This window comes from Kitasatospora sp. NPDC059160, assembly GCF_042755465.1.
GTDB lineage: Bacteria > Actinomycetota > Actinomycetes > Streptomycetales > Streptomycetaceae > Kitasatospora.
Map to the genome: position 1 here is coordinate 1 of NZ_JBHZCN010000014.1, position 25,566 is coordinate 25,566.

A 25,566-nucleotide genomic window follows, 5' to 3' on the forward strand; every position below is an offset into this window, starting at 1 on the left:
TCCGACAGGAGGCCGTCCACACCCTCCCGGTCCGTGGTGTGGTCGTCCGCGAAACGACGGTCACCCGTCGCATCCGGCACGTACTTCACACAGACGACGATCCTCAAGCTCATGAGCGGTTTCTCCTGTCACGGGTGCACGGATGCACTGGATCCATGGCCTCAGGTCAGGCCGAGGGTACTGAGTGCCAACCCCGGCCCGGCAACGGCCCGCGTGCCGCAAGCGCCACCTGGACCGGCATGCCGGGTCGGCTGTCTGCGACTGGCATCAGAGGCTCCACCGAGAGAATACGGCACTCAGTACCCCTGGTAAAGGCACTCAGTACCCTACCCGGTGTCCGGGGCCGTGCCGGAGTGCACCAGAATGCCCGAGCGTGCCGCCCGCAGTGCCGAACCGGGGCCCGGGGCGGCGGATCGGCACCGGAGGAGGCGGCGGAGATGACGTCGGTGGACGTGCTGGTGGTCGTGCACACCACGGTCTACGGCCAGCGGCTGCGCAGCGTCCACGCCCTCCTCGACGCCGACCCGCGGGTGCGGGTCCGGTTCACGGTGGCGCCGCACACGTTCAACCGGGGTGCGGCCGCCCACGTCCGACGGCTCGGCGCCACCGTGCTGCCCTGGGCGGAGGCCGTCCGCCGGAGTTTCGACCTGGTGCTCGCCGCGGGTTCGCGAGGGCTGGAGCGACTGCACGGCCCGACGGTCCGGCTGACGCACGGCGTCGGACACAACAAGCTGTCGCCGTCCGGCATCGGGGCCGGGCGGACCGTCGCCGGGCTCGGGCCCGAGTACCTCGTCTGGCAGGGACGGCTGGTGCCCGCCGCGTACGCGCTCGCGCACCGGGACGACCGCACCGAGCTCGGTCGCGGCTGCCCGGAGGCGCTGTCGATCGCCGAGGTCGTGGGCGATGCCGACCACGACCGGATCGCCGCCGCGCTGCCCGACCGGGAGCGGTACCGGACCGCGCTCGGACTGGCGCCCGAGGAGCGGCTGGTGCTGCTCTGCTCCACCTGGGGCAGCGGCTCGCTGTTCGCGCGGCTCGACACCGTCCTGCCGCGGCTGGCCGCCGAGCTGCCCCGCCACGGCCACCGCGCCGCACTGCTGGTCCATCCCAACGTGGCCGCCGCGCACGGCCCCCGGGCCGTCCGCGCACGGGTGGCCGGCACCGCACCCGGGGCGGTCAGCGTGCCCGGGCCGGAGGAGGACTGGCGCCCCCTGCTGGTCGCCGCCGACTTCGTCATCGGCGACCACGGCTCGGTCACCCTCTACGGCACCATGACCGGCGCCCCGATCCTGCTCGCCGCCTACCCGCAGCACGGCATCAACCCGCGCTCGCCCGGCGCGCGGCTCGCCCGCACCGCGCCGGCACTCAGCCCGTCCCGCCCGCTCACCGCCCAGCTCGACCGCGCCGCCGAGCGGTACCGGCGCGAGGACTACGCCGCTGTCGCGGCCCGGATCAGCTCGGAGCCCGGCCGGTTCGACCTCAGGATGCGTCAGCTGCTCTACCGCGTCCTCGGCCTGGCCGAACCCACTCCTCCGCCCGTACCGCCCGTACTGCCGCTGCCCTCGCCGTTGTGGCTCGCGGCCGACGACGGGGTCGGTGCACCAGCAGCCATCACGGCGGCGACACGCGCGGCATCGGGGGCGCCCAGCGCCCGGTAGAGGTCGAGGGACTCCTGCCAGCGGGCGTCCGCCCCGGCGGGGTCGCCGCAGGCCAGGGCGAGGTTTCCCGTGAGTTCGAGGACCCGGGCCTCCCAGCGCCTCGCCCGGCCTTCCCGGAAGACCCCGAGCGCCTCCGCGAAGCACCGCCCCGCCTCCTCGTGGGCCCCGAGGACCGTGTGCGCCCGGCCGAGGAAGGCCAGCGCACGGGCGGCCTCGTACGCCGTGGGGAGGGTGGCGAGCTCCCGGTAGGCTCCGATGAGGACCAGGACGGCCTCGGCGGCCCGACCCTCCTCCAGCAGGATGCCGCCGAGGGCGAGTCGGGCCAGCGCCGTACCCCGTCGGTAGCCTCGGGCCGCCCGGATCGCGGCCGTCCTGCGCAGGCAGTCCGCCGCCTGGGCGAACCGGCCCTCCGCGTGGTGGGTCTGGCCGAGGCCGTAGAGGGCGTCGGCCTCGGCGAGCGCGTTGCCGGCGCCACGGGCCAGGTGGAGCGCCTCGGTGTACCACGCGGCGGCCTCCGCTCCCCGGCCGACGTTGCGCAGACCGGCGCCGCCGGAGGTGAGCATGCGTAGCTCGCCGTCGCGGTGGCCCGCCGAGCGGGCGGCGATCAGGCCGATCCGGTGGGCCTCGACCCACAGCGGGACGGGACGCAGCTGGAGGAAGAGCGGCCACATGGCGTCGACCAGCTGCCAGGCGGTGGCGGCACGACCGGTGTCGGCGGCCCAGCGGACGACGTCGGCGAGCCGCCCGGTCTCCGCGTCGAGCCAGTCGACCGCCGCCGCTTCTCCGGCGAACTCCCCGGGCACCGGTCCGGTCACGAAGTCACGGCGCAGGGTTCGATGACTCGGGGTCAGCAGGGCCTCCGCGGCCGTGGCAGTGGCCAGGTACCAGTCGAGGAGACGGTCGACGGCAGCCCGCCCCTCGGGGTGGTCGCGGATCCCCTCCCCGCACGCCGACGCGTGCAGCTTCACCAGGCCGTGGAAGCGGAAGCCGTCCGCCGCCGCCTCCAGCAGGTGGACGTCGACCAACCGGTCGAGCAGCGGCTCGGCCTCGGCCCGTTCCAGATCGCCGAGCACCCGGACGACGTCCAGGGTGAAGACCGGGAACGGCAGGAGACCCAGCAGCCGGTACAGCCGGACAGTCCCCGGGCCCAGTCCGGCCAGGGAGGCGTCCAGTGGCTGCCGCACGCCCTCTCCGTCGATGTCGAGTGCGACGAGCCGCCGGGACTCGTCGACGACGGGTCCGGCGGCGCCCAGGAGCGACTGCGCGGGCCGGGCCGCGACCCTGGCGGCGGCAAGACAGACGGCCAGCGGAAGCCCTGCGCAGCACCCCACCACCAGTTCCGCGACCGCCTGCTCCCGCGCCACCCGCTCCTCGCCGACCAGCTGGGCGAACAGTCGCACCGAGTCCTCGTCCGACAGCAGGTCGACCGGCCGGAGAACGGCACCGTCCGTGCCGAGCCGGGTGAGTCGACGGCGGCTGGTGACCACGACCACGGCGTGCTCCGCGCCGGGCAGCAGCGAGCGGACCTGGGCGGCGCTGGATGCGTCGTCGAGCAGGACGGCTATCCGGCGTTCGGCGGCGAGCGAGCGCCAGAGCGCGGCGCCCTCGGAGGGGTCGCGTGGCACCGGCGAGACGCCGAGGGCGCGCAGGAAGCCCGCCAGCACCTCGGCAGGATCCGCCGGACCGCCGGGGGCGTGGGCCCGCAGGTCGGCGAAGAGCCGACCGTCCGGGAAGCGCTCGGAATGGCCTCGCAGCCAGTGGACACCGAGGGCGGTCTTCCCCACCCCGGCGGGCCCGGTGAGCACCACGGTCAGGTCGACCGGACCGCCCGCCCTACCCAACTCTCGGTCCAGGCAGGCGAGGTCGGCGTCCCGTCCGACCAGCCGACGCGGCACGGGGGGAAGCTGCCGAGGTACCGGGGGCGAGGAGCCAGCGGGCGAGGAGTAGACGGTCAGGTCGCGGATCCGGCCCGCCTGGACGACCGCACCGGCGACCTCGCTCCCGGCAAGGGAGTTGCGCACCGTGGAACTCGGCTCACGGGTGGAGTCCGCCGCGCTCACCGGCCGCCGCCGGACCGGCGAGGACGTCGAACTCGCGGCGCCCCGCACGAATCCGGTTCCATCGGCTCCCCCTACCCGTCAGGCACAGCACGAACGAAGGACGGAGACGGCCGGAGAAGGCGCCGGAATCGTCCGGGCATCACTGATACCACGAGACATGACGGATCGTCAGCTTGATCGCCCCACGCCGTCCGGCACCACGGGCCGGTGCGGTTCGCGCCGGCCCGTGGACGCGGGGCCACGAGGTCAGGCAGCGGTCAACGCGACGGCTGCCTCTCCCGTGTAGACGCTGAAGGTCAACGACTCCTGCAGATAGAGCCGTACCGAGTCACCGTCGTGGGAGAGGTAGCCGACGGAAACGTCCTGGCCCAGGTGGAGTTCGAAGTCGCCGCCGCGGGTGGAGAGCAGGAAGGCGCCCTCGATGGCGGGGGCCCAGATGATGTCCCCGTCGAGGAGGCGGGCGATGTGGCTGGCGACGGGGTAGCCGTGGTCGGAGGTCTCGTTGACGGCGGTGTAGGCGTCGGCGCCGAGGAGGAGGGCGTAGGGGCCGCCGACGCCGGCGAGGCGGAGAGCGGTGAGGGCCTGGCTGACGGCTTCGGGGTATTCGCGGACGTCGGGCGGGAGTTGGACCGGCGGGTTGGTGGAGTCGGCGCGGATGCCCTCGATGCGGGCGGCGGGGTAGCCGTCGAAGACGGTGCGGTCCTCGGCGCGGGCGAGGGTGCGGGCGGCGTCCTTGACGGGTTGCCAGTCGGAGTCGCGGGAGCCGCGTTCGACGTCGTCGACGGCGGAGCGGCTGACGGTGAAGGGGACGCGCAGTTCGACCACCGGGCGGCTGGTGCGGGCGTGGGCCTGGACGCCGTCGAGGGGTGGGTCGATGGTGGTGAGGTGGCCGGTGCCGACGGCGGCGAGGGTGGGGCCGTCGGGACCGTCGAGGTCGACCACGCGGCGGCCGGCGACATGGAGTTTGAAGGTCTGCCGGGCCTCCTCCTCGATCTCCTCCCAGGCGGCGGCGGAGACGGGGGCGAGTTCTCGGTGCAGGTTGCTCATGGTGCGGGTCCTGTTCAGGAGGTCGGCCGTTCAGGAGGTCGGCCGTTCAGGAGGTCTGCGGTTCAGGAGGTCGGTCTGAGGCTGCCGATGCCGAGTGAGCCGTCCGGGCGGGCTGCGGGCGCGGCCGGGGCCGGGGTCGGGGTCGGGCCCGAGGCCGGGGCGGCCGGGGGCGGGGTGTCCAGGAGGTCGGCGGTCGGGACGAAGAACAGCGAACCGGTGACGGCGGTGGAGAAGTCGAGCAGCCGGTCGGTGGTGCCGGGCGGGCGGCCGAGGAACATGTTGCGCAGCATCTCCTCGGTGACCCCGGGGTCGCGCGCGTAGCCGATGAAGTAGGTGCCGAACTCGCCGCTGCGGTCGAAGGAACCGAAGGGCATGTTGAACCGGAGGATCTTCCGCTCGGCGCCGTCCGGGCCGGTGATCACGGTGAGGGCGACGTGCGAGTCGGCGGGTTTGACGTCGTCGTCCAGCTCGATGTCGGTGAGTTTGGTGCGGCCGACGGCCCCCTCCTGCTGCTCGACGGCGAGGGCGTTCCACGTGTCGAGGTCGTGCAGGTACTTCTGGACGATGACGTAGCTGCCGCCGGCGAAGCCCGGGTCCTCCTCCCCCACCACGGCGGCGGTCTCGGCCGCACGGCCCTCGGGGTTCTCGGTCCCGTCGACGAAGCCGAGCAGGTCGCGGTCGTCGAAGTACTTGAAGCCCTGGACGGAGTCGACCACGGTGGCGGCCCCGGCGAGCCGGTCGACCAGGCGGGTGGCGAGTTCGAAGCAGAGGTCCATCCGTTCGGCCCGCAGGTGCAGCAGCAGGTCGCCGGGGGTAGCCGGGGCGCGGTGGCGGGGGCCGACCACCTCCTGGAAGGGGTGGAGTCCGGCGGGACGGGGGCCGGTGAAGAGCCGGTCCCAGAGGTCGGAGCCGATGCCGGTGACGCAGGTGAGGCCGCCCTCGGGGGCCCGGAAGCCGACGGCCCGGCGCAGTCCGGCGAGGTCGGGCAGCAGGTCGCGGACGGTGGGCTCGCCGCCGGGTTCCACGGTGAGGACCAGGAAGACCGCGGCACTGGTCAGCGGGGAGAGCACGGCTTGGGGTTCGGGCTGCACGGCGGGGGTCCTCCTCGGGAGGCGGCTCGCGGAGCGCTCTCTCACGGGGTGTGAACGGATCGCGACGGATCAGCACCAATCTGATCATGCCGATGAGGACCTCGCACGGCGGGCGGCAGGGCGCGGACCTGCGGAAGGAGCGGACAGGCCGAAGGGGCGGACCTGCGGAGGGGTGGACGTGCGGAAGGGGCGGGGCGCACCGTCGCGCACCCGCCCCTCAGGTCCGGCCCTCAGACCCGCAACGCCGCCAGCTGCTCGGCGAACGGGACCACCTGCTCCGGCACCGCCGCCGCCTCCGCCGCCGGGGCCCGCCCCGCCAGCAGGGCCGCCAGCTCGCCCGCCGCGCGGTCGATCCGGCCCGGCAGGCCGTCGGTGAGCGCGTCGCCCGCCGTGCCCCAGTCGTCGGTGGCCGCGTACACGGCGGTCGGCAGCACCACCGCGCGCAGGTAGCTGAACAGCGGCCGGACGGCGTGCTCCAGGGCGAGCGAGTGCCGTGGCGTGCCGCCGGTGGCGGCGATCAGCACCGGCTTGCCGGTGAGCGCGTCGTGGTCGACCAGGTCGAAGAAGGACTTGAACAGGCCGCTGTAGGAGGCCGTGAAGATCGGCGTCACCGCGATCACCGCGTCCGCCCCCGTCACCGTCCCGATCGCCCCGCGCAGCGCGGCGGCCGGGAAGCCGGTGACGAAGTTGTTGGCGATGTCCACGGCGAGGTCGCGCAGCTCGACCACGGTGACCTCGACCTCCCGCCCCTCCAGGGCGAGCCGGCGCACGGTCGACTCGGCGAGCCGGTCGGCCAGCAGCCGCGTCGAGGACGGCTTGCTGAGGCCGGCGCTCACCACGGCCAGCTTGAACGCGGTCACTCGGCCACCTCCACGGTCTCCTTGTCACGGGCCGCGACCAGCGCGGCGTGGGTCGGCCCGTCCGGGACCTCGGCCGGACGGCCCTTGGCGAACTCCTCGCGCAGCACCGGCACGACCTCCTCGCCCAGCAGGTCCAGCTGCTCCAGCACGGTCTTGAGCGGCAGGCCGGCGTGGTCCATCAGGAACAGCTGGCGCTGGTAGTCGCCGAAGGTCTCGCGGAAGGTCAGCGTCTTCTCGATGACCTCCTGCGGGCTGCCGACGGTCAGCGGGGTCTGCTCGGTGAACTCCTCCAGCGAGGGCCCGTGCCCGTACACCGGCGCGTTGTCGAAGTACGGGCGGAACTCGCGGACCGCGTCCTGGGAGTTCTTCCGCATGAACAGCTGGCCGCCGAGGCCGACGACCGCCTGCTCGGGGGTGCCGTGCCCGTAGTAGGCGTAGCGCTCGCGGTAGAGGTCGATCAGCTTCTGGAAGTGCTCCTTGGGCCAGAAGATGTTGTTCGCGAAGAAGCCGTCCCCGTAGTAGGCGGCCTGTTCGGCGATCTCCGGGCTGCGGATCGAGCCGTGCCAGACGAACGGCGGGACGTCGTCCAGCGGGCGCGGGGTGGAGGTGAAGGACTGCAGCGGGGTGCGGAAGCGGCCCTGCCAGTCGACGACCTCCTCGCGCCACAGCTGGTGCAGCAGCGCGTAGTTCTCGACCGCGAGCGGGATGCCCTGGCGGATGTCCTTGCCGAACCACGGGTAGACCGGGCCGGTGTTGCCGCGGCCCATCATGAGGTCCACCCGGCCGTCGGCGAGGTGCTGGAGCATCGCGAAGTCCTCGGCGATCTTCACCGGGTCGTTGGTGGTGATCAGCGTGGTCGAGGTCGAGAGGATGATCCGGTCCGTCTGCGCGGCGATGTAGCCGAGCATGGTCGTCGGCGAGGACGGGACGAACGGCGGGTTGTGGTGCTCGCCGGTCGCGAAGACGTCCAGGCCCACTTCCTCGGCCTTGCGCGCGATGGCCACCATCGCCTTGATCCGCTCGTGCTCGCTCGGGGTGCGTCCGGTGGTCGGGTCGGGGGTGACGTCGCCGACGGTGAAGATTCCGAACTGCATGCTGCTCACCACACTCCAGGAGGTCCAAGTCGTTCAACTTTCAACCACCCTAGCACGCAGGCGCGGATCGTTATTCCCGCGCTTCCCGCCGACAATGGAAGGCGGGCCCCGGCAACCGCCGGAGCCCGCGGAAGGACGGCGAACCGATGGCGCCGTACATCGCGGTGAGCGCACTGAGCCACGAGGGCCTGGTGCGGGAGCACAACGAGGACAGCCTCACGATCGGCCCGTGGACGCTCTGCGCCACCGTGACCACCGACCCGCAGACCCTGCTCTTCCCGCTCGGCCCGCCCTGCGTGGTCGCCGTGACCGACGGCCTCGGCGGCCACCCCGGCGGCGAGGTGGCCAGCGCCCTGGTCGCCCGCCGGCTCGCCGCCGCCGGGGGCGGACTGGACGGCGAGGAGGCCGTCCGGGCGGAGCTCCAGGAGTGCAACCGGGCGGTCTACGCGGCCGCCGCCGGGGAGCCGGAGCTGGCCGCGATGGGGACGACGGTCGCCGGGCTGGTGCTGCTGCCCGACCGGGCCGTGGTCTTCAACGTCGGCGACAGCCGGGTCTACCGGATCAGCAGTGGCGGGCCGGAGCCGTCGCCCCCGGAGCCGTCGCCCCCGGAGCGGTCGAGCCCGGAGCGGGGGACCTCGGCGCGGGAGGCCCCGGCGCGGGAGGCCCCGGAGCGGGTGAGCCTGGAGCGGGTGAGCGTGGACGACAGCCCGCCGCTGCCGCCCGGACAGCGCACCACCCCGCTGGTCACCCAGACCCTGGGCGGCTCGCTCGGACTCACCTTCGTCGAACCGCACGTACGGGTCTCGCCGCTCGCCGCCGGCGACCGCTACCTGGTGTGCAGCGACGGCCTGACCGACCCGGTGCCCGAGGAGGAGCTCGCCGGACTGCTCGCCCGCGCGGACGGGCCCTCCGACCGGGCCGACGGCAGGGCCGCCTTCGAGCTGTGGAAGGCGGCCGTCGAGGCGGGCGGTCCGGACAACATCACCCTGGCGCTGGTGCGGATCGGCGAGTAGCCGCGCGCGATGCCCCCAACAAGCACCGGAACGCCGGACACCGGGACGCCGGAACGCCGGAAGCCGTGCCGACGGTTCGTCAGCACGGCTTCCGGAAAAGCGAGTTGAGTCGCTGCCGGCGGCTACTTGCGCAGCAGCAGGATCACTCCGGCCGTCACCAGGCCGACCAGCACGGCAGCCGCGCCGTACGCCAGGCGGTGCGCCTTCAACACCGGCAGGAAGCGGTCCACCGCGTAGCGGCCCGGGCCGGTCAGCGCCAGGGCGGCGGCGCCCGCCGTCAGCAGCAGCTCGTACTCGCTGCCCTTCGGGGCGAAGAAGCCGCCGCCCCAGGTGACGGCGATCGCGTTGACCATCGTGCCGACGATCGCGGCGCCCGCCAGCGGGGTCAGCAGGCCGACGGCGAGGCCGAGTCCGCCCAGGACCTCGGTCAGGCCGGCCACCACGGCCATGGCGTTGCCGGCCGGGTAACCGCTCATGGTGAAGAACTGACCGGTGCCGTCGATCCCGCCGCCCCCGAACCAGCCGAACAGCTTCTGACTGCCGTGCGCGGCCATGGTCAGGCCGAGCACCAGGCGCAGGAGCAGGAGTCCGGCGTCGTAGGCGTGCGGGGAGGTCGTCGCGGACCCGGAGCCGCCCCGTGCGGAGCGGGCGGCGGGGCTGGTGGGACTGGTGGCGGCGGTCGTGCTCGGGCTGCTGCTCGGCATGCGCGTCTCCATCGATCGGGGTCGGTCGTAGGGGTGTGTGTGGTGATGCGGCCGGGCGGGGTGGGACACGCCGCGCCTTTTGTTCAAATTTGAACCGGCCACTCCTCGACCGTACCGTGGAGTTCGAATTTGAACAACTGACGGTGCATGGACGACTCGCGCACCCCACCGGGGCCGGGGCAGGGTGGAGACATGGCTCACCGCAGGCAACGCCCGCCGGCCGACCGGCCCGGCACGCCCTACCCCGAGGCGCTCGCCGCCTTCGACGAACGGGTCCGGCTGATCGCCCCCGGCCATTGGGACTCCCCCACCCCGTGCGCCGACTGGACGGTGCGGGACCTGGTCAACCACCTCACCGGCGAGCAGCTCTGGGTCCCCGACCTGCTGATGGGCGCCACCATCGCCGAGGTCGGCGGCCGCTACGACGGCGACGTGCTCGGCGACGACCCGGTCGCCGCCTGGAACTCCGCCGCCGAAGCCGCCCGGCAGGCCTGGGACGTGCCCGGCGCCACCGAACTCACCGTCCACCTCTCCTTCGCGGACGTCTCCGGGCAGTACTACCTGGACCAGCTCACCACCGACCTGGTCGTCCACGCCTGGGACCTCGCCGAGGGCATCGGCACCCGTACCCGGCTCCCGGCCGGCCTGGTGGACTTCGCGCTCGGCGAGATCGGCGGCTACGGCGACCTCTCCGGCAGCGGACTCTTCGACCCGCCGCTACCGGTGCCCTCGGACGCCGCCCCGCAGACCCGGCTGCTGGCCCTCACCGGGCGGCGGGACGGCGGCTGAGCAGGGATCTCCCCGCGGAACCCGCACCCAGCAGCGGCCCGGACCGGGGTTTCGCGCGGCGGCGCCGGATACTGGACAGTACGGGGGGCGAGTCCTGATCCCGGACGAGAGGCGGGCACGCCATGAGCCGCAGGCCGGACATCCTCGGCGAGTTCACCGCCGACCACAAGGCGGCCACCGACCTGCTCGACCGCGCCGAGGCGGCGCCGGCCGGCTCGGCCGAGCGCGGCGAGCTGGTCAGCAGGCTGACCGACCTGCTGTTCAGCCACTGCGCCGCCGAGGAGGAGCACCTCTTCCCGCTCGTCCAGCACGACGTGCCCGAGGGCGGGGCCCTGGTGTTCAGCAGCATCCACGACCACCTCGCGATCGGGCAGTACCTCGCCGACCTGCAAGGACTCGGCCCGGACGACCCGGCGTTCGACACCCTCCTGCACGGCCTCGGCGACACCCTCCGGCGGCACCTCACCGGCGAGGAGAAGACGGTCTTCCCGGCCGCCCGCAAGGCCCTGCCCGCAGCGACCCGCGCGGAGCTCGGCGAACGGCTCCGGGCCCAGCGGGCGGACACCGAGCCGACGGGCAGCGATCCTGCGGGCACCGAAGCGAGAGGCACCGAACCAGCGGGCACCGAGGCGACGGGCACCGAACAGGCGGGCACCGAACCGGCGGGCAGCGGCCCCGCGGGCTGAGGCCGGTCAGCTCTTCGGGCTGATCACCGCGAAGCGGGCGCCGTCACGGTCCCGCAGCCGGGCCACCCGGCCGTACGGGGAGTCGAAGACCGGTCCGATCCCCGCCCCGCCCAGCTCAACCGCCCGCGCCACCGCCCGGTCGGTGTCCGGGACGGCGAAGGAGACCTCCCAGTGCGGCGGTGGGCCCGCCGGTCCGCCCGCCTGCTCCTTGGCCAGCGCCGCGACGCTGTGCCCCTCCGCGCGCAGCACCACCCGGTCGTGCTCCCAGCGGACCTCGAAGCGCTCCGGGTCCCGGCCGTCCCAGCGGAACACCTCGCCGTAGAACAGCGCCGCCGCGAAGGGGTCCGGGGTGCGCAGCTCGATCCAGACCGGCGCTCCCGGCACGTCCAGCCGCCGGGCCCGGCCCGGCGGGCCCTCCCAGATGCCGAACACCGCCCCGGCCGGGTCCGCCGCGAAGGCCACCCGCCCGGCGTCGAAGGCCAGCGGGCCGACCGCCAGGGTCGCGCCGCGCTCGCGCACGGCGTCGGCGGCGGCGTCGGCGCTCTCCGTCCCGAAGTAACTGGTCCAGGCGAGCGGTACCGCCCCCAGGCCCGCCACCCCCAACCCGGCCACCGCCTCCCCGCCGGTCACCGCGTGCACGTACGGGCCGAAGCGCTCCGGGCCGGGCTCGAACTCCCAACCCAGCAGCGGACCGTAGAACCCCGTGGCGCTCTCCAGGTCCCGGGCCATCAGGCTCACCCAGCACGGAACGGCCGCCACGCAGCGCACCTTGGCGGTCGTCTCCTCGCTGCCCATCGCGGACCTCCTCGCCCACCCGGCCGCCGGGCCCCTCCCGACTCCCGCGGCCCACCGGCCGCCCGGGACGCCCACAGCCTAGGGCGGGCGGAGCAGCCCGCCCGGGAAGGCACGGCCGGGCTCAGCGCACCCAGTTCTTGAGCGGCTCGGTGTCGAGGACGATGCCGACCGGGTCGGGGAGGCGGACGCTCTTGCCGAAGGCGAAGGTCCGGACGGTTTCGTAGCGAACGCCGCCCGGCCGGCTGTGGACGACGGCTTCGGCGGAGTCGCGATCGATCAGCAGGTAGACGGGGATGCCGGCCTCGGCGTAGGCACGCGGCTTCTCGACGCGGGCCCGGTGGTCGGCGTCCGCATCGTCGTCAGCGACCTCGAAGACCATCAGCACCTCCTCGGCCTCCGCCCACGCACCGAGGCCGGCGAAGGCCTCCGAGGGCGCCAGGACGCCGTCAGGGTGCGCCCGCCCGTCCCGGAGCGCCTGCACCTTCAGGCCGTGGCTGTGCAGGAACTGTTCCGGCCGCACGTGCAGGCACCTGCGCACCAGCCACTCGACCACCCGTCCGTGGTTGCCGTCGGGTCGGGGCTGGACCACCAGCCGCCCGCCGAGGAACTCCAGCCGGATTCCTTCGACCGCCCGGGGGCGAGACGCGCGAGCTCCTCGAACTCCTCGGGCACCATCTGCGGGCGTCCAGGGATCACGCTCACGGGTCCTCCTCCGCCGCCTGGTTGTCCGATCGGACAACGAGGAGATCGGCGGGCGGGAACCGTAAACGTGACGCAGGTCACAGCACGGGAGGAAATTGCGGGGACAGATTCCCCGTTTGCGAGTACGTTGGAGAAAGCGGGGAGAACTTCCCCGGTATTCTGGAGGAGCACGTCGCCATGACCACCGTCGCCGCAGAGCCGGCCCATTCCACGGGGAGTGTGCGCACGCCGAAGTTGCGTGCGGACGCGAGCCGGAACCGGGAGCGGATCGTACTGGCGGCCCGGGACGCGTTCGTCGAGCACGGTGCCGAGGTGCCGCTGGACGAGATCGCGAAGCGGGCGGGGGTCGGCAATGCCACGCTGTACCGGAACTTCCCGGACCGCGCGGCGCTGATCCAGGAAGTGGCGCTGCTCGTCAAGAACCGCATCCTGGCCCTCGCCGAGACGGCGACGGCCGAGGCGGACGCGGGAGTGGGCGGCGGTCCGTTCGACGCTCTGCAGCGGTTCGTGCACGCGACCGTGGCGGAGAAGGTCGGCGGGCTCTGCGCCGTCTTCACCAGCACCGTCGATCCGGACGACCCGGAGTTGACCGAGACGCGGGAGCGCCTGCGGTCCGCCGTGAGCGGACTGATGGAGCGCGCCCGGGCCACCGGCGAGCTCCGGCCGGACGTCGACCACGGGGACCTGTTCGTCGCGATGAGCCAGCTGACCCGGCCGCTGCCGGGCACCTCCTGCCAGCTGCTCGACGACTTCGTCCACCGCCACCTGCAGCTGTTCCTGGACGGCCTGCGCGCGCCGGCCCGCTCGGCGCTGCCCGGCCGGGCCGCGACCTTCGAAGACTTCCGCCCTCGGCACTGACCGACCACCTGGACCCAACCACTGATCCGATCCTGATCCGAGCCGATCCGACCCCCCTCGCACCCCACCTTCCGCGCGACTGACCGGAGTCGCCTCCGGGCGCGTCCGCGCGCCCTCGCACCCGTACGGCAACCTGCCGTTCCCGTACGGCAGTTGACCGTTCTCGCACACCACGCACCGTGAAATGGGTACCCCCATGTCTCAGACCGACGCCGCTCCGGCGACGATCCCCGATCCCAGGCGCTGGAAGGCGCTGATCTTCATCGGCCTGGCCCAGCTGATGGTCGTCCTCGACGCCACCATCGTGAACATCGCCCTGCCGTCCGCCCAGACCGACCTGGGCATATCCGACGGCAACCGCCAGTGGGTGATCACCGCCTACGCGCTGGCCTTCGGCGGCCTGCTGCTGTTCGGCGGCCGGATCGCGGACCTCTGGGGCCGCAAGCGGACCTTCATCGTCGGTCTGACCGGCTTCGCCCTCGCCTCCGCGCTCGGCGGCATGGCGGTCAACACCGCGATGCTGCTCGGCGCCCGCGCCCTCCAGGGCGTGTTCGGCGCGCTGCTCGCCCCGGCCGCGCTGTCGCTGCTCGCCGTGACCTTCACCGAGGCCAAGGAGCGCGCCAAGGCCTTCGGCATCTACGGGGCGATCGCCGGTGGCGGTGGCGCCATCGGTCTGATCCTCGGCGGCGCGCTGACCGAGTACCTGAACTGGCGCTGGACCTTCTACGTCAACATCCCGTTCGCCATCGCGGCCATCGCCGGCGCCGTCCTGGTGATCAGCGAGCCCGTCGGGGGCCGCAACCGCAACAAGCTGGACATCCCCGGCGTGGTGCTGGTGACCACCGGCCTGGTCTCGCTGGTGTACGGCTTCACCCGCGCCGAGTCCAGCGGCTGGACCGCCGGCAGCACCCTGGCGCTGTTCGCCGCGGCCGTCGTACTGCTGACCGCCTTCGTGATCGTGGAGCGCGCGGTCGCCGCCCCGCTGCTGCCGCTGCGCGTGGTGCTCAACCGCAACCGGGGTGGGGTCTACCTGTCGCTGGGCATGGCCGTGATCGGCATGTTCGGTCTGTTCCTCTTCCTGACCTACTACCTCCAGGTCGTGCGCGGCTACAGCCCGGTGCTGACCGGCGTCGCCTTCCTGCCGATGGTGGCGGGCATGATCACCGGCTCGACCCAGATCGGCGCCCGGCTGATGACCCGCGTCCCGGCGCGCTACCTGATGGCGCCCGGCTTCCTGACCGCCTCGGTCGGCATGTTCCTGCTGACCCACATCGGCCTGGACACCTCGTACCCGGCGCTGATCCTGCCCGGCCTGGTCCTGATGGGCCTCGGCATGGGCACCGCCTTCATGCCGGCCATGAGCCTCGCGACCTACGGCGTCCAGCCGCGTGACGCGGGCGTGGCCTCGGCCATGGTCAACACCTCGCAGCAGGTCGGCGGCGCCATCGGCACCGCGCTGCTGAACACCATCGCGGCCAGCGCCACCACCAGCTGGCTGACCTCGCACGCCACCTCGCTGGCCACCGCGGCCAGCCCGGAGGCCGCCAAGCTCGTGCAGTTCCAGGGCATGGTGCACGGCTTCTCGACCGCGATCTGGGTGTCCTTCGGGATCCTGGTGGCGGCCGCCGCCGTCGCCTTCACCTTCATCAACGCCGGTCGCCCCGACACCACGGGTGCCGGCTCGGGTGCGGCGAAGAGCGACGAGGTGCCGGTGCTGGTGCACTGACCCTCGCGGGGCCCCACGGGGTGACTCGGGTGCGCATGCGGCCCGTCCGGTGTCTTCCACGACACCGGGCGGGCCGTTCGCCGTTTCCGGAGGGGCCGTTCGCCGTTTCCGGGACGCGCCGTTCACCGTTTCCGGGACGCGCCGTCCACCGTTTCCGAACGGGCCGTCCGGGAGCGGCGAGCCGCGGCGGGAGGGGCCCCGGGTAGAAGTGGGGATCAGTCCCCGATTATGGTGGCGTCCGTACGAAGCGGGGACTAATCCCCGTTTCCTTCGGACCGAGGTGCGTGCACATGACCCGGAATCAGAACCCAGGGCGGGGGCAGCGGGCCGCCGACTGGGCGGACGGCCGACTGGGGATCCACTCCCTCGCCAGGGCCAACCTGCGCAAGATCTTCCCGGACCACTGGTCCTTCATGCTGGGCGAGATCTGCCTCTACACCTTCCTGATCATCATCCTGACCGGCGTCTGGCTGACCCTGTTCTTCAAGCCGAGCATGGGCGAGGTGGTCTACAGCGGCTCGTACGTCCCGCTCAAGGGCATCCGGATGTCCGAGGCCTACGCCTCCACCGTGGACATCAGCTTCGAGGTCCGCGGCGGACTGCTGATCCGGCAGATCCACCACTGGGCGGCGATCGTCTTCGTCGCGGCGATGTTCGTGCACATGATGCGGGTGTTCTTCACCGGAGCGTTCCGCAAGCCGCGCGAGGTCAACTGGGTCTTCGGCTTCCTGCTGCTGTTCCTCGGCATGCTGGACGGCTTCTTCGGCTACTCGCTCCCGGATGACCTGCTCTCCGGCACCGGCATCCGGTTCATCGAGGGCGTGGTGCTGGCCGTGCCGCTGGTCGGCACCTACATCCAGATGTTCCTGTTCGGCGGGGAGTTCCCCGGGCACGACATCATCCCGAGGTTCTTCACCGTCCACGTACTGCTCGTGCCCGGCATCATGCTCGGGCTGCTGGTGGCGCACCTGATCCTGGTCTTCTACCACAAGCACACCCAGTGGGCGGGCCCCGGCAGGACCGAGAAGAACGTCGTCGGCATGCCGCTGATGCCGGTCTACATGGCGAAGGCCGGCGGCTTCTTCTTCCTGGTCTTCGGGATCGTCGCCCTGATGTCGGCGATCGCCACGATCAACCCGATCTGGGCGTACGGCCCGTACCGTCCGGACCAGGTCTCCACCGACGCCCAGCCCGACTGGTACATGGGCTTCGCCGAGGGCCTGATCCGGGTGATGCCGGGCTGGGAGGTCGGCCTGTGGGGGCACACCCTCAACCTCGGGGTGCTGATCCCGTTCACGCTGTTCCCGGTGATCCTCGGCGCGATCGCGGTCTACCCGTTCGTCGAGGGCTGGGTGACGAACGACGCCCGCGAGCACCACCTGCTCGACCGGCCGCGCAACGCGCCGGTCCGCACCGCCCTCGGCGCGGCCTGGATCAGCGTCTACCTGGTGATGCTCGCGGGCGGCGGCAACGACCTCATCGCCACCCATCTGCACCTGTCGCTCAACGTCATCACCTACGCCGTGCGGATCGGCTTCTTCGTCGTCCCGGTGGCCGTCTTCGTGGTCACCAAGCGCTGGTGCCTGGGCCTGCAACGGCGGGACCGCGACAAGGTGCTGCACGGCCGGGAGACCGGCGTCGTCAAGCGGCTGCCGCACGGCGAGTTCACCGAGGTGCACGCCGGGCTCGCGCCCGCCGAACTGCACCGGCTCACCGCACACGAGCAGCCCCGCCCCCTCGAACTGCCGCCCGCGGTCGACGAGAATGGAGTGGCCCGGCCGGCGGGCGCGCTCACCCGCACCCGCGTGCGGCTGTCCCGCGGGTTCCACGGCGAGCACGCGCGGATCGGGAAGCCCACCGCCGAGGAGTACCGCGAGCACCACGAGCACCGCGAGCACCGCGAGATCACCGAGGGCGAGGGCCACGGTCACCACTGACCCCGCCCCCCTGTGCGAGGGAGGAGATCATGCACGACCCCACCGACCGGCTCGCCGACAGCAACTACCTCCTGCTGACCACCTTCGGCGACGACGGCAGCCGACTGGACACCCAGCTGTGGGTGGTCGCGGACGGCCGGGCGCTCGGCGTCTGGACCCCGGCCCACTCCGGTGAGGCCGAACGGATCCGCCGCCACCCCCGGGTGCTGGTCGGCCCCTGCGACGCCCACGGGCGGCCCACCGGCCGACGGCTCCCGGCCCGCGCCCGGCTCTGCGACGCCGACGCGACCGCGCGCTACCGCACCTCACTGATCAACAAGTACGGCCTGACGGCCCTGCTCACGCTGGCCCGGAGTCGGTTCCGGGTCGGGCTGTCCGGGACGGTCGGGATCCGGATCACGCCGAACGAGCTGGAGCAGCGGCTGGTCGGGCCGGAGTGGCGCCCGCCGCGGACGTACTGCGTCAACTGAGCGGCGCGGAAGGGCTTCGGGCACCCCGGAGCGCGTCGAGTGCCGGGATCCGTGGGAACGGGCCCGGCGCTCGGCGTTTCCGGCGCCGGCGTTCGGGGCGTCGCGGGTCAGGCCCCGTCGTCCGGGGCCCGGGCCAGGTCCCCCGGTTCGCAGGCCTCCCGGCCGGTCCCCAGGTGCACGACCCTGACCGCCCGCTCGGGGCCGCCGGGGACGACCCGCTGCTCGTGGCCGCAGCGCGGGCAGATCAGCGGGATGCGCGGCCGGTTCGGGTCCCGTCCGGCCTGGCCTTGGCCGCCGTCCGGGTGCGGGGCGGTCACGAGAGCGGGTGGGTCGGGACCGGGCTGACGTCCTGGATCTCGCCGTGGGCCTTGGTGAGCAGCTGCGAGGCCAGGTCGTTGAGCGCGCGGGCGCCCGCGATCTCCTCGCCCACCCGCAGCTGTTCCGGGTCGGAGGGGTGGCGGCTGCTGTAGCCGTGGGCCCGCACCTCCGTCCCGTCGCCGAGCCGCAGCAGGGCGGCGGCGGTCGTCCGCGCGCCCTCCTCGCGGAACTCCATCTCGATGTGCCAACCGACCAGAGTCTGCATGTCGGATCACCTCCATCGGTTACTCCTCCAGAGTGCGCCGCACCCAGCGTGATCACCAGGCCAGCCGGCCCGGGGGTCAGGTTGAACATGTTCAACTCGGCGACGTAGAGTCGCGGACGAAGGGTATTTGAACGCGTTCAAGAGGGGGTGTGCCCGCCATGGACAAGGGCACGACCGAACTGGTCGACCTGCTGGTCCTGCTCGGCATGGGCGCCGTCCTGCCGCTCGGCCTGGCCCTGATCGACGAACCCGGGCTGGCCCGGATCCGCCGACTCTGGCCGCTCGCCGCCGTCCCCGGGGCACTGTCGCTCTGGCTGCCCCGCGGCGGCCTCGCCACCGCCACCGCCGTCCTCTACGCCCTCGGCACCCTGGCCGTCGCCCTGCACGCGCCCCGGCGACTGGCCCGCACCCGCTCGCTCGCCCCCGCCGAGATCGCCGTGCTCACCGCACTCGCCGCGCCCTCGGTGGCCGGGGTCGCGCTGGTCGCCGAACGCTCCGGCTACCCGCTGTTCGGCTTCGAACCGCACATCCTGGCACTGACCGTCCCGCACTTCCACTACGCCGGATTCACCGCCGCGCTGGTCGCCGGACTGGTCTGCCGCGCCTCGGCGCCCGGCTCCGCGGCGGCCCGCTGCGCGGCGCTCAGCGTCCCGGCCGGCACCCTGCTGGTGCTCGCCGGGTACTTCCTCGGCAACTGGTGGCAGTTCGCCGGGGCGGTCGTCCTCAGCACCGGGATGTGGCTGGTCGGCCTGGTCAGCTGGCGCGACCTGCGCCCCCGCGCGGCCGACCCGGTCACCGCCGGACTGCTCACCGTCTCCTCGGGCGTGCTGGCCCTCACCATGCTGCTCGCCCTGTGGTGGGCGCTCGGCCGGGCCGCCGGGCTCCCCCACCCCACCCTGGCCTGGATGGCCGCCACCCACGGCCTCGGCAACGCGCTCGGCTTCGCGCTCTGCGCGCTCCTCGCCTGGCGCCGGATCACCACCGCGGAGGACGCCCGATGAACGACCGCAGCCACCTCGGGACCGACCCCGGTCACCCCGGAGCCGACTACAGCTACCCCGAGCAGGGCGCCAGCCGCACCGGCGAGCTGCCCGCCGGCTACCACCACCTGCGGCACCGGGCCCCGATCGGCCACGGACGCGCCGCCCTGGAGGTCGCCGGGGCCGCGCTGCTCGGCTGGCGGATGCACCGGCTGGCCGGCGTCCGGATCGACGCGGAGGCCGACCGGGCGGCCCCGGGCGTCGCCGTCCGCTGCGCGATCGGCGTCGGTCCGCTGCGGGCGGGCGCGCCCAACCGGGTGCTGGCCGCCGTCGACGGCCCGGACCGGTACGGCTTCACCTACGGGACCAGGCCCGGACACCTCGGCCGGGGCGAGGAGACCTTCCTGGTCGAGCTGGCGCCCGACGGGACGGTCTGGTTCGGCGTCACCGCGTTCAGCCGGCCTGTCGCCTGGTGGGCCCGGCTGGTCGGCCCGCTGTTCCCGCTCCTCCAGCACGCCTTCGTCCGGCGCTGCGGGCGGGTGCTGGCGGCGATCGCGGCGGACGCCGCCCGGGGCGGACCGCGCTGACCCCGCCCGGCGGCGGCGTGAATCCGCTCGCCGCCCGGCCCGGGTCTGCGGCATGATCGCCGGATGACACCGCCGCCCCCGGTGCCGGTTCCGGCTCCAGGGGCGGTCACCCCCGAGGACGGCGAGGAGCCGGCGCCGTGACCAGCTTCCACACCCACCGGGCCCTGGTCCTCGACGCCGCGCTGCCCGTCCACCGGCGCCACAGCGCCCTGCGCACCTGCCTGACCGGCTTCGCCCCGTACGGCCTGCGGGCGACCTACCACCACCTGACGCTCAGCGCCCGGATGCCCCGGCACCTGGAGGCCGACCCGGAGTCCCTGGTGCGGGCGGTGGAGGAACTGCACGAGGCGCGGCAGCTGTGGCTGGCCCGGGCGGAGCAGTACGCGGCGCAGCGGCGGGCCGAGAAGCGGGACGGCCGCCGGGCGGCGACGCCGGTGTGGTGGAACCAGCCCTGGTGGACCTCACCGAACGACGCCTGGCGCCACGACCCCTTCCTGCACCCGGCGTTGCGCCTGCCCGACTACGTCCGACGGCAGAACGCGCTGCTGGACGGGGCCGAACTGCCCGGCTGCCCGGCCTGCGGGGAGGAAGGGCCCGCGGTGGAGGTGTCGACCGGCCACGACCGGGCCGAACTGTGCCGCACCTGCGCCCGGGTGCTGGTGCCGTGCCCGTGCGGCCGGTGGCACAGCTTCCAGCAGGAGCTGCGGGTCGGCTGGGGCCGGACCTGGCGGCGGGAGCACATGACCGGTGGCGGCGAGCCCAACCCGTACTGGCCCGCCCACCTGGGCGCGGCCCGGGTGCGGCGGCTGATGGGGTACGTCGTGCTGCACCTTCCGGGCTGAACCGGTCCTGCCCGGTCACGATCGGTGCGCGGCTACCCCGGGTGCGCGGTCACGATCGGTGCGCGGCCACCCCGGGTGCGCGGTCACGATCGGTGCGCGGGGACGGAGACCAGCAGGGCGTCGGAGTTCTGGACCCGCACCTCGAAGTGGTCGATGGCGCCCGGCTGCATGGCCGCCCCGCCGGTGGTGCGCAGCACGCCCGGGGCGTCGGGTTCGCCGTAGCCGTCCGCCGGGACGTACCAGGTGGTGACGGTCTGGTGCTCGCCGCCGTGCGAGACGGCGACCAGGCGGCAGGTCAACGGGCCCTGCACACCGGAGAGTTGCAGGCTGACCCGGCTGCCCCAGGTGGTGCCGTCGACGCCGACGGTGGCCTTGGCCCCGGTGGCCGGGTCGCTGGCGCTGAACTGCTCGGCGACGGCGACCACGGCGGGCGTGGTCTCCGCGGTGAGCACCGCGGCCGTGACGGCCGGGCCGGCCGCGACCATCGCGGTCGCGGCCAGGGCGAGCACCAGCCGCCGCACCCGGCCACGCCGACGGCCGGCCGCGACCTCGGCGACCAGCCGGTCCAGGAGCCGCCCGTCCGGTGCCGGCGCGAAGTCGGCCGGGTCCAGCCCGGCGGCCCGCGCCGACGCCACGTACTCGCCCAGCATCGGCTCCACGAAGCCCAGTTCGCCGACCTGCCCGGTGCACTGCGGGCAGTCCGCCAGGTGCCGCTCGAAGGCCGCGCGCTCGGCGGGCTCCAGCAGGCCGAGGACGTACGACGCGACGTCCAGGTGCTCGGGGCCACCGGACGGGCCGGGGCGGAGGTCGGGCCGCTCGGTCACGATGTCACTCCCCGTTCCTCCAGCGCGAGCCGGAGCGAGCGCAGTGCGTAGAACACCCTCGACCGGACGGTTCCGGCCGGGATGCCGAGGACGGCGGCCGCCTCCTTGGCGGTGCGGCCCTTGAGGTAGGTCTCGACGATGATCTCCCGGTGGGCGGGCGAGAGGTCGGCGAGCGCGTCGGCGACGGTCATCATCCGCAGCGCCCGGTCGATCTCGTCCTCGGCGGGCAGCTGCTCCAGGGCCGCCGCCTCCACCTCGCGCGGGCGGGCGCCGGCACTGCGGTGGCCGTCGATCACGATCCGGCGGGCCACGGTGACCAGCCAGGGGCGCAGCGAACCGGCCTGCGGGTCGAGCCGGTGGATGTTGCGCCAGGCCCGGACCAGGGTCTCCTGGACGACGTCCTCGGCACGCTGCCGGTCCCCGGCGACCAGGTGGAGCACGAAGCCGAACAGCGGTCCGGCATGCTCGCGGTACAGGGCCCGCATCAGCTCCTCGTCCGCGGCCCCCTGGCCGTGTGCGGCGGGGTGCTCCTCGGTCACCACTTCATGGTTGCGCACCCGGGCCTCCCGGTCGAGGGCGATGGTCAGCGGTGGTCAGCGGTCGGTCAGTAGCCCGACGACGGCGGGGTGGGCGTCGGTGTGGGGGTGCTCGGCGCCGGGGTGGCGGGTGCCGGGGTGGCGGGTGCCGGGGTGGCGGGTGCCGGGGTGCCGCTCGGCATCGCCTTGCCGCCGGTCGGGGTCACCGCGAACCACTGGCCGGCCACGCCCTCGCCCTTGGTGTCGCCGGGCTTGGCGTCCGGCGAGTAGCGGTAGACGGGCCAGCCGTTGACGGTGACCTGCTTGGTGCCGTCGTCGCGGGTGAAGCTGCCGACCAGCTTGCTGTCGATGCCCTTGGCCGTGATGTCGCCGTTGGCGTGCTCGGGCGGCCACAGGGTGGCGCAGTTACCGTTGCAGTACGAGTCCGAGGGGTTGCTCTGATCCTGGTCGAAGCGGTAGAGCGTGAAGCCCGCGCTGTCGGTGACGACGGTGCCGAGCTTGGGGTCGTCGGCGGTCCGGAGGGTGGCGGCGGCCGGGGCGCTGGAGCTGCTCGACGGGCTCGGCGCACTCGACTTGCTCGATCCGGAGGACCCGCAGCCGGCGACCAGGGCCGCCGCGGCGAGGCCGGAGGCGGCGAGCACGACGGCCCGGCGGGTGCGGGGTGGGGTGCTGCGCATGGGGAGCCTCCCGCGTCGGTGAACGGACTGGACACCCCTCAGTACGGACGGTGGCCGCCCGGTGCTCAATACCGGCCGGGCCCGGAATACCCCGGCGGGCATCACCGTTGTCCCGGGCGCATGATCCGTACCGGCACCTTCGGAAGGGAAGGACCCGCGAGATGAGCAACACGGTCGAGCTGACCAAGGAGAACTTCGACGACATCGTCCCGGGCCCGGAGGGCAAGGACTTCGTCCTGATCGACTTCTGGGCCGGGTGGTGCGGGCCGTGCCGCCAGTTCTCCCCGGTGTACGAGAAGGCCGCGGCGCGCCACTCGGACCTCGTCTTCGCCAAGGTCGACACCGAGGCCCAGCAGGAGCTGGCCGCCGCGTTCGGCATCCAGTCGATCCCCACGCTGGCGATCATCCGCGAGGGCGTGCTGATCTTCTCCCAGGCCGGGGCGCTGCCGGAGCCGGTGTTCGAGGACCTGATCGGCCAGGCCCGCGAGCTGGACATGACCGAGGTCAAGCGCAAGGTGGCGGAGGAGCAGGCGGCCGAGGGCCAGGCCTGATCTCCGGGCCCTGGGTCCTGGGCCGTCCGGAGGCCCGGGGAGCTGCGGCTCTCCGGGTGTTCCGCCGGGGACGCCCCTCCCGGGCCGGGTCATCCGGTGGGCTCCGCCCCGATCCGCTCCTAGAGTCGCGGGTGACGGGGGTCCCCACCGCGGAAGGACGGTCCACCATGAGCACCTTCGTACTGGTTCCCGGATTCTGGCTCGGCGCCTGGGCCTGGGACGAGGTGGCCGCGCCGCTGCGCGCGGCCGGGCACCGGGTCCACCCGGTGAGCCTGCCCGGGCTCGCCGAACGGGCCGGCGAGCAGGGCGACTTCGGGCTGGAGGAGCACATCGCGGACCTCGCCGACCTGCTGGTACGCGAGGACCTGTGGGACGTGGTGCTGGTCGCGCACAGCGGCGCCTGTGCCCCGGTCGGCGGGGTCGCGGACCGGATGCCGGAGCGGATCCGGCGGGTGGTCTACCTGGACAGCGGGCCGATGGCGGACGGCGGTTCGCTCTACGACCTCTGGCAGCCCGACTACCGCGAGGCCGCCGACGCCTCGGTGGTCGACGGCCGCCTGCCGATGCCGCCGTGGGACGCGATCGCCGCCTCCGGCGCCAGCACCGAGGGCCTGGACGGGGCCGCGCTGGCCCGGATCGGCACCCGGGTCACCCCGCACCCGGCCGGCTCGTACCGGGACCGGCTCCGGCTGACCGGCGCCGGGGCCGCCCTGCCGCAGGCCCTGGTCTCCTGCTCCTTCCCGCTCGACCGGGTGCGGGAGATGATCGCGGCCGGCCACCCGTGGTTCGTCGGGCTGGACGGGCCGAACTGGGAACTGCGCGAACTGCCCACCGGGCACTGGCCGATGTTCTCCCGCCCCGCCGACACCGCCGCGCTGCTCGCGGAACTCGCGGCGATCTGATCACGGTTGGCGTGTTCGCCCGTGCTCCGGCCGGTCCGCGTCGCAGGATGGGGCGCACGCCGCACCCGGTCGGGGACCGGGCGACCCGCGAGACCACGGAGGACCGGACATGACCAGCAGCAGCACCACCGGGGAGTACGACGTCATCGTCCTGGGCGCCGGGCCGACCGGCGAGAACGTGGCCGACCGGACCGTCGCCGCGGGCCTGAGCACGGTGATCGTGGAGGCCGAACTGGTCGGCGGCGAGTGCTCGTACTGGGCCTGCATGCCGAGCAAGGCGCTGCTGCGCCCGGCCGCCGCGCTGGACGACGCCCGCGCGGTGGGCGGCGCCCGGGAGGCGGTCGGCGACGGGCGGCTGGACGCGGCGGCGGTGCTGGCCCGCCGGGACTCCTTCGCCTCGCACTGGAAGGACGACGGCCAGGTGCAGTGGCTGCGGGACACCGGCATCGAGCTGGTCCGCGGCCACGGTCGGCTGGCAGGCGTGCGGACCGTCACGGTGGAGGCGGAGGACGGCACCGAGCGGGTGCTCACCGCCCGGCACGCCGTCGCCGTGTGCACCGGCAGCCGCCCGGTGCTGCCCGCCACCGTGCCCGGGCTGGCGGAGGCCCACCCGTGGACCAACCGGGAGGCGACCGGCTCGCCGACCGTCCCCGGGCGGCTCGCGGTGGTCGGCGGCGGGGTGGTCGGCGTGGAGATGGCCACCGCCTGGCGGGCGCTCGGCTCCGAGGTGGTGCTGCTGGTGCGCGGCGACACCCTGTTGCCGCGGATGGAGCCCTTCGCGGGCGAGCTGGTGGCCGAGGGGCTGTGGGAGGCCGGCGTGGACCTCCGCTTCGGCACCGAGGTGACGGCCCTGGAGCGCGCCGACGCCACCGGGCCGGCGGTGCTGACGCTCTCCGGCGGCGATCAACTGACCGTCGACGAGGTGCTGTACGCCACCGGCCGGGCCCCGCGCACCGCCGACATCGGACTGGAGCAGGTCGGACTGCGGCCGGGCAGCTGGCTGGACGTGGACGACAGCTGCACGGTGCTGGGCGTGGACGGCGAGTGGCTGTACGCCGCCGGGGACGTCAACCACCGGGCGCTGCTCACCCACCAGGGCAAGTACCAGGCCCGGATCACCGGCGGGGCGATCGCTGCCCGGGCCGAAGGGCGCGCCCTGGACACCTCGCGCTGGGGCGCGCACTCCGCGTCCGCCGACCTCGCCGGAGCGCCGCAGGTGGTGTTCACCCGACCCGAGGTCGCGGCCGTCGGCCTGACCCTGGCCGAGGCCGAGCGGCTCGACCTGCGGGTCAAGGCCGTCGACCACGAGATCGGCAACGTCGCCGGGGCCTCGCTCTACGCCGACGACTACCGCGGCCGTGCCCGGGTGGTCTTCGACCTGGACCGGCAGGTGATCATCGGAGCCTGCCTGGTCGGCCCGGCCGTCGCCGAACTGCTGCACTCGGCGACCGTCGCGGTGGTCGGCGAGGTGCCGGTCGACCGGCTCTGGCACGCCGTCCCCGCCTACCCGACGATCAGCGAGGTGTGGCTGCGGCTGCTGGAGGGCTGCCGGGGCTGATCCCCCGGCAGCCCTCCGGACGCCCCTCCCGGGGCA

The 25,566-nt window shown here is 73.8% G+C and carries 26 protein-coding genes and 2 pseudogenes; 14 read left to right on the forward strand and 14 right to left on the reverse strand.

Going from position 1 to position 25,566, the window contains the following annotated elements:
- A pseudogene (locus ACFXOZ_RS08320) lies at positions 1-113 on the reverse strand (electron transfer flavoprotein subunit beta); the annotation flags it as partial.
- A 324-nt stretch (positions 114-437) separates the two neighbouring features.
- Here ACFXOZ_RS08320 and ACFXOZ_RS08325 point away from each other — a divergent pair.
- Positions 438-1,658 (forward strand): hypothetical protein, encoded by a 1,221-nt coding sequence (locus ACFXOZ_RS08325; RefSeq protein ID WP_380588541.1) that lies wholly within the window; start codon positions 438-440, stop codon positions 1,656-1,658.
- A gap of 1,295 nt (positions 1,659-2,953) precedes the next feature.
- Here the strand turns inward: ACFXOZ_RS08325 and ACFXOZ_RS08330 are convergent.
- From ACFXOZ_RS08330 to ACFXOZ_RS08350, 5 genes and pseudogenes are all read right to left on the reverse strand, one after another.
- A pseudogene (locus ACFXOZ_RS08330) lies at positions 2,954-3,766 on the reverse strand (NB-ARC domain-containing protein); the annotation flags it as partial.
- Between the two features lie 198 nt (positions 3,767-3,964).
- Positions 3,965-4,765 (reverse strand): family 1 encapsulin nanocompartment shell protein, encoded by an 801-nt coding sequence (locus tag ACFXOZ_RS08335; RefSeq protein ID WP_380588544.1) that lies wholly within the window; start codon positions 4,763-4,765, stop codon positions 3,965-3,967.
- Positions 4,766-4,827: 62 nt separating this feature from the next.
- Positions 4,828-5,856: a Dyp-type peroxidase gene (locus tag ACFXOZ_RS08340; RefSeq protein WP_380588547.1), complete on the reverse strand. Its 1,029-nt coding sequence runs from the start codon at positions 5,854-5,856 to the stop codon at positions 4,828-4,830.
- A 230-nt stretch (positions 5,857-6,086) separates the two neighbouring features.
- Positions 6,087-6,716, reverse strand: a complete 630-nt coding sequence (locus ACFXOZ_RS08345; protein ID WP_380523463.1) for an FMN reductase — start codon at positions 6,714-6,716, stop codon at positions 6,087-6,089.
- On the reverse strand, positions 6,713-7,810 hold the full coding sequence (locus ACFXOZ_RS08350; RefSeq protein ID WP_380588550.1) for an LLM class flavin-dependent oxidoreductase: 1,098 nt from the start codon (positions 7,808-7,810) through the stop codon (positions 6,713-6,715). The genes ACFXOZ_RS08345 and ACFXOZ_RS08350 overlap by 4 nt, the downstream gene beginning before the upstream one ends.
- 146 nt (positions 7,811-7,956) lie before the next feature.
- On the opposite strand from ACFXOZ_RS08350, the gene ACFXOZ_RS08355 reads away from it, so the two are divergent.
- A complete protein-coding gene (locus ACFXOZ_RS08355; RefSeq protein ID WP_380588554.1) occupies positions 7,957-8,823 on the forward strand; it encodes a PP2C family protein-serine/threonine phosphatase in 867 nt (288 codons plus the stop codon).
- A gap of 122 nt (positions 8,824-8,945) precedes the next feature.
- Here the strand turns inward: ACFXOZ_RS08355 and ACFXOZ_RS08360 are convergent, their stop codons facing one another.
- Positions 8,946-9,527: a DoxX family protein gene (locus ACFXOZ_RS08360; protein ID WP_375891290.1), complete on the reverse strand. Its 582-nt coding sequence runs from the start codon at positions 9,525-9,527 to the stop codon at positions 8,946-8,948.
- 192 nt (positions 9,528-9,719) lie between these two features.
- Here ACFXOZ_RS08360 and ACFXOZ_RS08365 point away from each other — a divergent pair, with 192 nt between their 5' ends.
- Together ACFXOZ_RS08365 and ACFXOZ_RS08370 are read left to right on the forward strand one after the other, a co-directional pair.
- Positions 9,720-10,316, forward strand: coding sequence for a TIGR03086 family metal-binding protein (locus ACFXOZ_RS08365; RefSeq protein ID WP_380523470.1), 597 nt, complete (start codon positions 9,720-9,722; stop codon positions 10,314-10,316).
- Positions 10,317-10,438: 122 nt separating this feature from the next.
- Positions 10,439-11,002 carry a hemerythrin domain-containing protein gene (locus ACFXOZ_RS08370; RefSeq protein ID WP_380523472.1) on the forward strand — a complete coding sequence of 188 codons (564 nt, stop codon included), beginning with the start codon at positions 10,439-10,441 and terminating at the stop codon, positions 11,000-11,002.
- Positions 11,003-11,008: 6 nt separating this feature from the next.
- Here the strand turns inward: ACFXOZ_RS08370 and ACFXOZ_RS08375 are convergent, their stop codons facing one another.
- Both ACFXOZ_RS08375 and ACFXOZ_RS08380 read right to left on the reverse strand, forming a co-directional pair.
- A complete protein-coding gene (locus ACFXOZ_RS08375) occupies positions 11,009-11,797 on the reverse strand; it encodes a VOC family protein (protein WP_375891285.1) in 789 nt (262 codons plus the stop codon).
- 121 nt (positions 11,798-11,918) lie between these two features.
- Positions 11,919-12,386: a Uma2 family endonuclease gene (locus tag ACFXOZ_RS08380; protein ID WP_380588557.1), complete on the reverse strand. Its 468-nt coding sequence runs from the start codon at positions 12,384-12,386 to the stop codon at positions 11,919-11,921.
- A gap of 290 nt (positions 12,387-12,676) precedes the next feature.
- On the opposite strand from ACFXOZ_RS08380, the gene ACFXOZ_RS08385 reads away from it, so the two are divergent.
- The 4 genes from ACFXOZ_RS08385 (at position 12,677) to ACFXOZ_RS08400 (ending at position 17,490) form a co-directional block, all read left to right on the forward strand.
- Positions 12,677-13,357, forward strand: a complete 681-nt coding sequence (locus tag ACFXOZ_RS08385) for a TetR/AcrR family transcriptional regulator (RefSeq protein ID WP_380588560.1) — start codon at positions 12,677-12,679, stop codon at positions 13,355-13,357.
- Between the two features lie 184 nt (positions 13,358-13,541).
- A complete protein-coding gene (locus tag ACFXOZ_RS08390) occupies positions 13,542-15,083 on the forward strand; it encodes an MFS transporter (protein ID WP_375891279.1) in 1,542 nt (513 codons plus the stop codon).
- Positions 15,084-15,373: 290 nt separating this feature from the next.
- Positions 15,374-17,020, forward strand: a complete 1,647-nt coding sequence (locus tag ACFXOZ_RS08395; protein ID WP_380588563.1) for a cytochrome bc complex cytochrome b subunit — start codon at positions 15,374-15,376, stop codon at positions 17,018-17,020.
- 29 nt (positions 17,021-17,049) lie between these two features.
- Positions 17,050-17,490 (forward strand): PPOX class F420-dependent oxidoreductase, encoded by a 441-nt coding sequence (locus ACFXOZ_RS08400; protein ID WP_380588566.1) that lies wholly within the window; start codon positions 17,050-17,052, stop codon positions 17,488-17,490.
- A 107-nt stretch (positions 17,491-17,597) separates the two neighbouring features.
- Here ACFXOZ_RS08400 and ACFXOZ_RS08405 read toward each other — a convergent pair whose 3' ends face one another.
- A complete protein-coding gene (locus ACFXOZ_RS08405; protein WP_375891273.1) occupies positions 17,598-17,807 on the reverse strand; it encodes a hypothetical protein in 210 nt (69 codons plus the stop codon).
- Complete coding sequence (locus tag ACFXOZ_RS08410) at positions 17,804-18,073, reverse strand: DUF1876 domain-containing protein (protein WP_375891271.1); 270 nt, start codon at positions 18,071-18,073, stop codon at positions 17,804-17,806. Before ACFXOZ_RS08410 ends, ACFXOZ_RS08405 begins: the two co-directional genes overlap by 4 nt.
- A gap of 158 nt (positions 18,074-18,231) precedes the next feature.
- Between ACFXOZ_RS08410 and ACFXOZ_RS08415 the strand changes: the two genes are divergently transcribed.
- The 3 genes from ACFXOZ_RS08415 (at position 18,232) to ACFXOZ_RS08425 (ending at position 20,482) form a co-directional block, all read left to right on the forward strand.
- A complete protein-coding gene (locus ACFXOZ_RS08415; RefSeq protein ID WP_380588569.1) occupies positions 18,232-19,074 on the forward strand; it encodes a YndJ family protein in 843 nt (280 codons plus the stop codon).
- Positions 19,071-19,640, forward strand: a complete 570-nt coding sequence (locus ACFXOZ_RS08420; RefSeq protein WP_375891268.1) for a DUF1990 family protein — start codon at positions 19,071-19,073, stop codon at positions 19,638-19,640. Before ACFXOZ_RS08415 ends, ACFXOZ_RS08420 begins: the two co-directional genes overlap by 4 nt.
- 137 nt (positions 19,641-19,777) lie before the next feature.
- A complete protein-coding gene (locus tag ACFXOZ_RS08425; RefSeq protein WP_375891267.1) occupies positions 19,778-20,482 on the forward strand; it encodes a hypothetical protein in 705 nt (234 codons plus the stop codon).
- Positions 20,483-20,565: 83 nt separating this feature from the next.
- Here the strand turns inward: ACFXOZ_RS08425 and ACFXOZ_RS08430 are convergent, their stop codons facing one another.
- Genes ACFXOZ_RS08430 through ACFXOZ_RS08440 form a run of 3 tightly spaced genes read right to left on the reverse strand, consistent with a single transcriptional unit; the run spans position 20,566 to position 22,519 of the window.
- Positions 20,566-21,306, reverse strand: coding sequence for a zf-HC2 domain-containing protein (locus tag ACFXOZ_RS08430; RefSeq protein WP_380407433.1), 741 nt, complete (start codon positions 21,304-21,306; stop codon positions 20,566-20,568).
- Entirely contained in the window at positions 21,303-21,863 is a 561-nt protein-coding gene (locus ACFXOZ_RS08435) for a sigma-70 family RNA polymerase sigma factor (protein WP_375891263.1), read from the reverse strand. Before ACFXOZ_RS08435 ends, ACFXOZ_RS08430 begins: the two co-directional genes overlap by 4 nt.
- 47 nt (positions 21,864-21,910) lie before the next feature.
- Positions 21,911-22,519, reverse strand: a complete 609-nt coding sequence (locus tag ACFXOZ_RS08440) for a hypothetical protein (protein WP_380588573.1) — start codon at positions 22,517-22,519, stop codon at positions 21,911-21,913.
- Between the two features lie 107 nt (positions 22,520-22,626).
- On the opposite strand from ACFXOZ_RS08440, the gene ACFXOZ_RS08445 reads away from it, so the two are divergent.
- The 3 genes from ACFXOZ_RS08445 to ACFXOZ_RS08455 all read left to right on the forward strand — a co-directional run bounded on the left by ACFXOZ_RS08445 (position 22,627) and on the right by ACFXOZ_RS08455 (position 25,530).
- Positions 22,627-23,070: a thioredoxin family protein gene (locus tag ACFXOZ_RS08445; protein WP_380523489.1), complete on the forward strand. Its 444-nt coding sequence runs from the start codon at positions 22,627-22,629 to the stop codon at positions 23,068-23,070.
- Between the two features lie 167 nt (positions 23,071-23,237).
- Positions 23,238-23,972 carry an alpha/beta fold hydrolase gene (locus ACFXOZ_RS08450; protein ID WP_380523491.1) on the forward strand — a complete coding sequence of 245 codons (735 nt, stop codon included), beginning with the start codon at positions 23,238-23,240 and terminating at the stop codon, positions 23,970-23,972.
- A 109-nt stretch (positions 23,973-24,081) separates the two neighbouring features.
- Positions 24,082-25,530 (forward strand): dihydrolipoyl dehydrogenase family protein, encoded by a 1,449-nt coding sequence (locus tag ACFXOZ_RS08455; RefSeq protein ID WP_380523492.1) that lies wholly within the window; start codon positions 24,082-24,084, stop codon positions 25,528-25,530.
- Positions 25,531-25,566: the final 36 nt, after the last annotated feature.

Bases quoted from the DNA above. Each gene is read 5' to 3' on its own strand.
- ACFXOZ_RS08450 (WP_380523491.1), top strand. From the start codon at position 23,238: ATGAGCACCTTCGTACTGGTTCCCGGATTCTGGCTCGGCGCCTGGGCC.
- ACFXOZ_RS08440 (WP_380588573.1), bottom strand. From the start codon at position 22,519: ATGCGCAGCACCCCACCCCGCACCCGCCGGGCCGTCGTGCTCGCCGCC.
- ACFXOZ_RS08325 (WP_380588541.1), top strand. From the start codon at position 438: ATGACGTCGGTGGACGTGCTGGTGGTCGTGCACACCACGGTCTACGGC.
- ACFXOZ_RS08375 (WP_375891285.1), bottom strand. From the start codon at position 11,797: ATGGGCAGCGAGGAGACGACCGCCAAGGTGCGCTGCGTGGCGGCCGTT.
- ACFXOZ_RS08365 (WP_380523470.1), top strand. From the start codon at position 9,720: ATGGCTCACCGCAGGCAACGCCCGCCGGCCGACCGGCCCGGCACGCCC.
- ACFXOZ_RS08420 (WP_375891268.1), top strand. From the start codon at position 19,071: ATGAACGACCGCAGCCACCTCGGGACCGACCCCGGTCACCCCGGAGCC.
- ACFXOZ_RS08390 (WP_375891279.1), top strand. From the start codon at position 13,542: ATGGGTACCCCCATGTCTCAGACCGACGCCGCTCCGGCGACGATCCCC.
- ACFXOZ_RS08355 (WP_380588554.1), top strand. From the start codon at position 7,957: ATGGCGCCGTACATCGCGGTGAGCGCACTGAGCCACGAGGGCCTGGTG.
- ACFXOZ_RS08395 (WP_380588563.1), top strand. From the start codon at position 15,374: ATGACCCGGAATCAGAACCCAGGGCGGGGGCAGCGGGCCGCCGACTGG.
- ACFXOZ_RS08335 (WP_380588544.1), bottom strand. From the start codon at position 4,765: ATGAGCAACCTGCACCGAGAACTCGCCCCCGTCTCCGCCGCCGCCTGG.
- ACFXOZ_RS08410 (WP_375891271.1), bottom strand. From the start codon at position 18,073: ATGCAGACTCTGGTCGGTTGGCACATCGAGATGGAGTTCCGCGAGGAG.
- ACFXOZ_RS08455 (WP_380523492.1), top strand. From the start codon at position 24,082: ATGACCAGCAGCAGCACCACCGGGGAGTACGACGTCATCGTCCTGGGC.
- ACFXOZ_RS08415 (WP_380588569.1), top strand. From the start codon at position 18,232: ATGGACAAGGGCACGACCGAACTGGTCGACCTGCTGGTCCTGCTCGGC.
- ACFXOZ_RS08400 (WP_380588566.1), top strand. From the start codon at position 17,050: ATGCACGACCCCACCGACCGGCTCGCCGACAGCAACTACCTCCTGCTG.
- ACFXOZ_RS08385 (WP_380588560.1), top strand. From the start codon at position 12,677: ATGACCACCGTCGCCGCAGAGCCGGCCCATTCCACGGGGAGTGTGCGC.
- ACFXOZ_RS08370 (WP_380523472.1), top strand. From the start codon at position 10,439: ATGAGCCGCAGGCCGGACATCCTCGGCGAGTTCACCGCCGACCACAAG.
- ACFXOZ_RS08360 (WP_375891290.1), bottom strand. From the start codon at position 9,527: ATGCCGAGCAGCAGCCCGAGCACGACCGCCGCCACCAGTCCCACCAGC.
- ACFXOZ_RS08350 (WP_380588550.1), bottom strand. From the start codon at position 7,810: ATGCAGTTCGGAATCTTCACCGTCGGCGACGTCACCCCCGACCCGACC.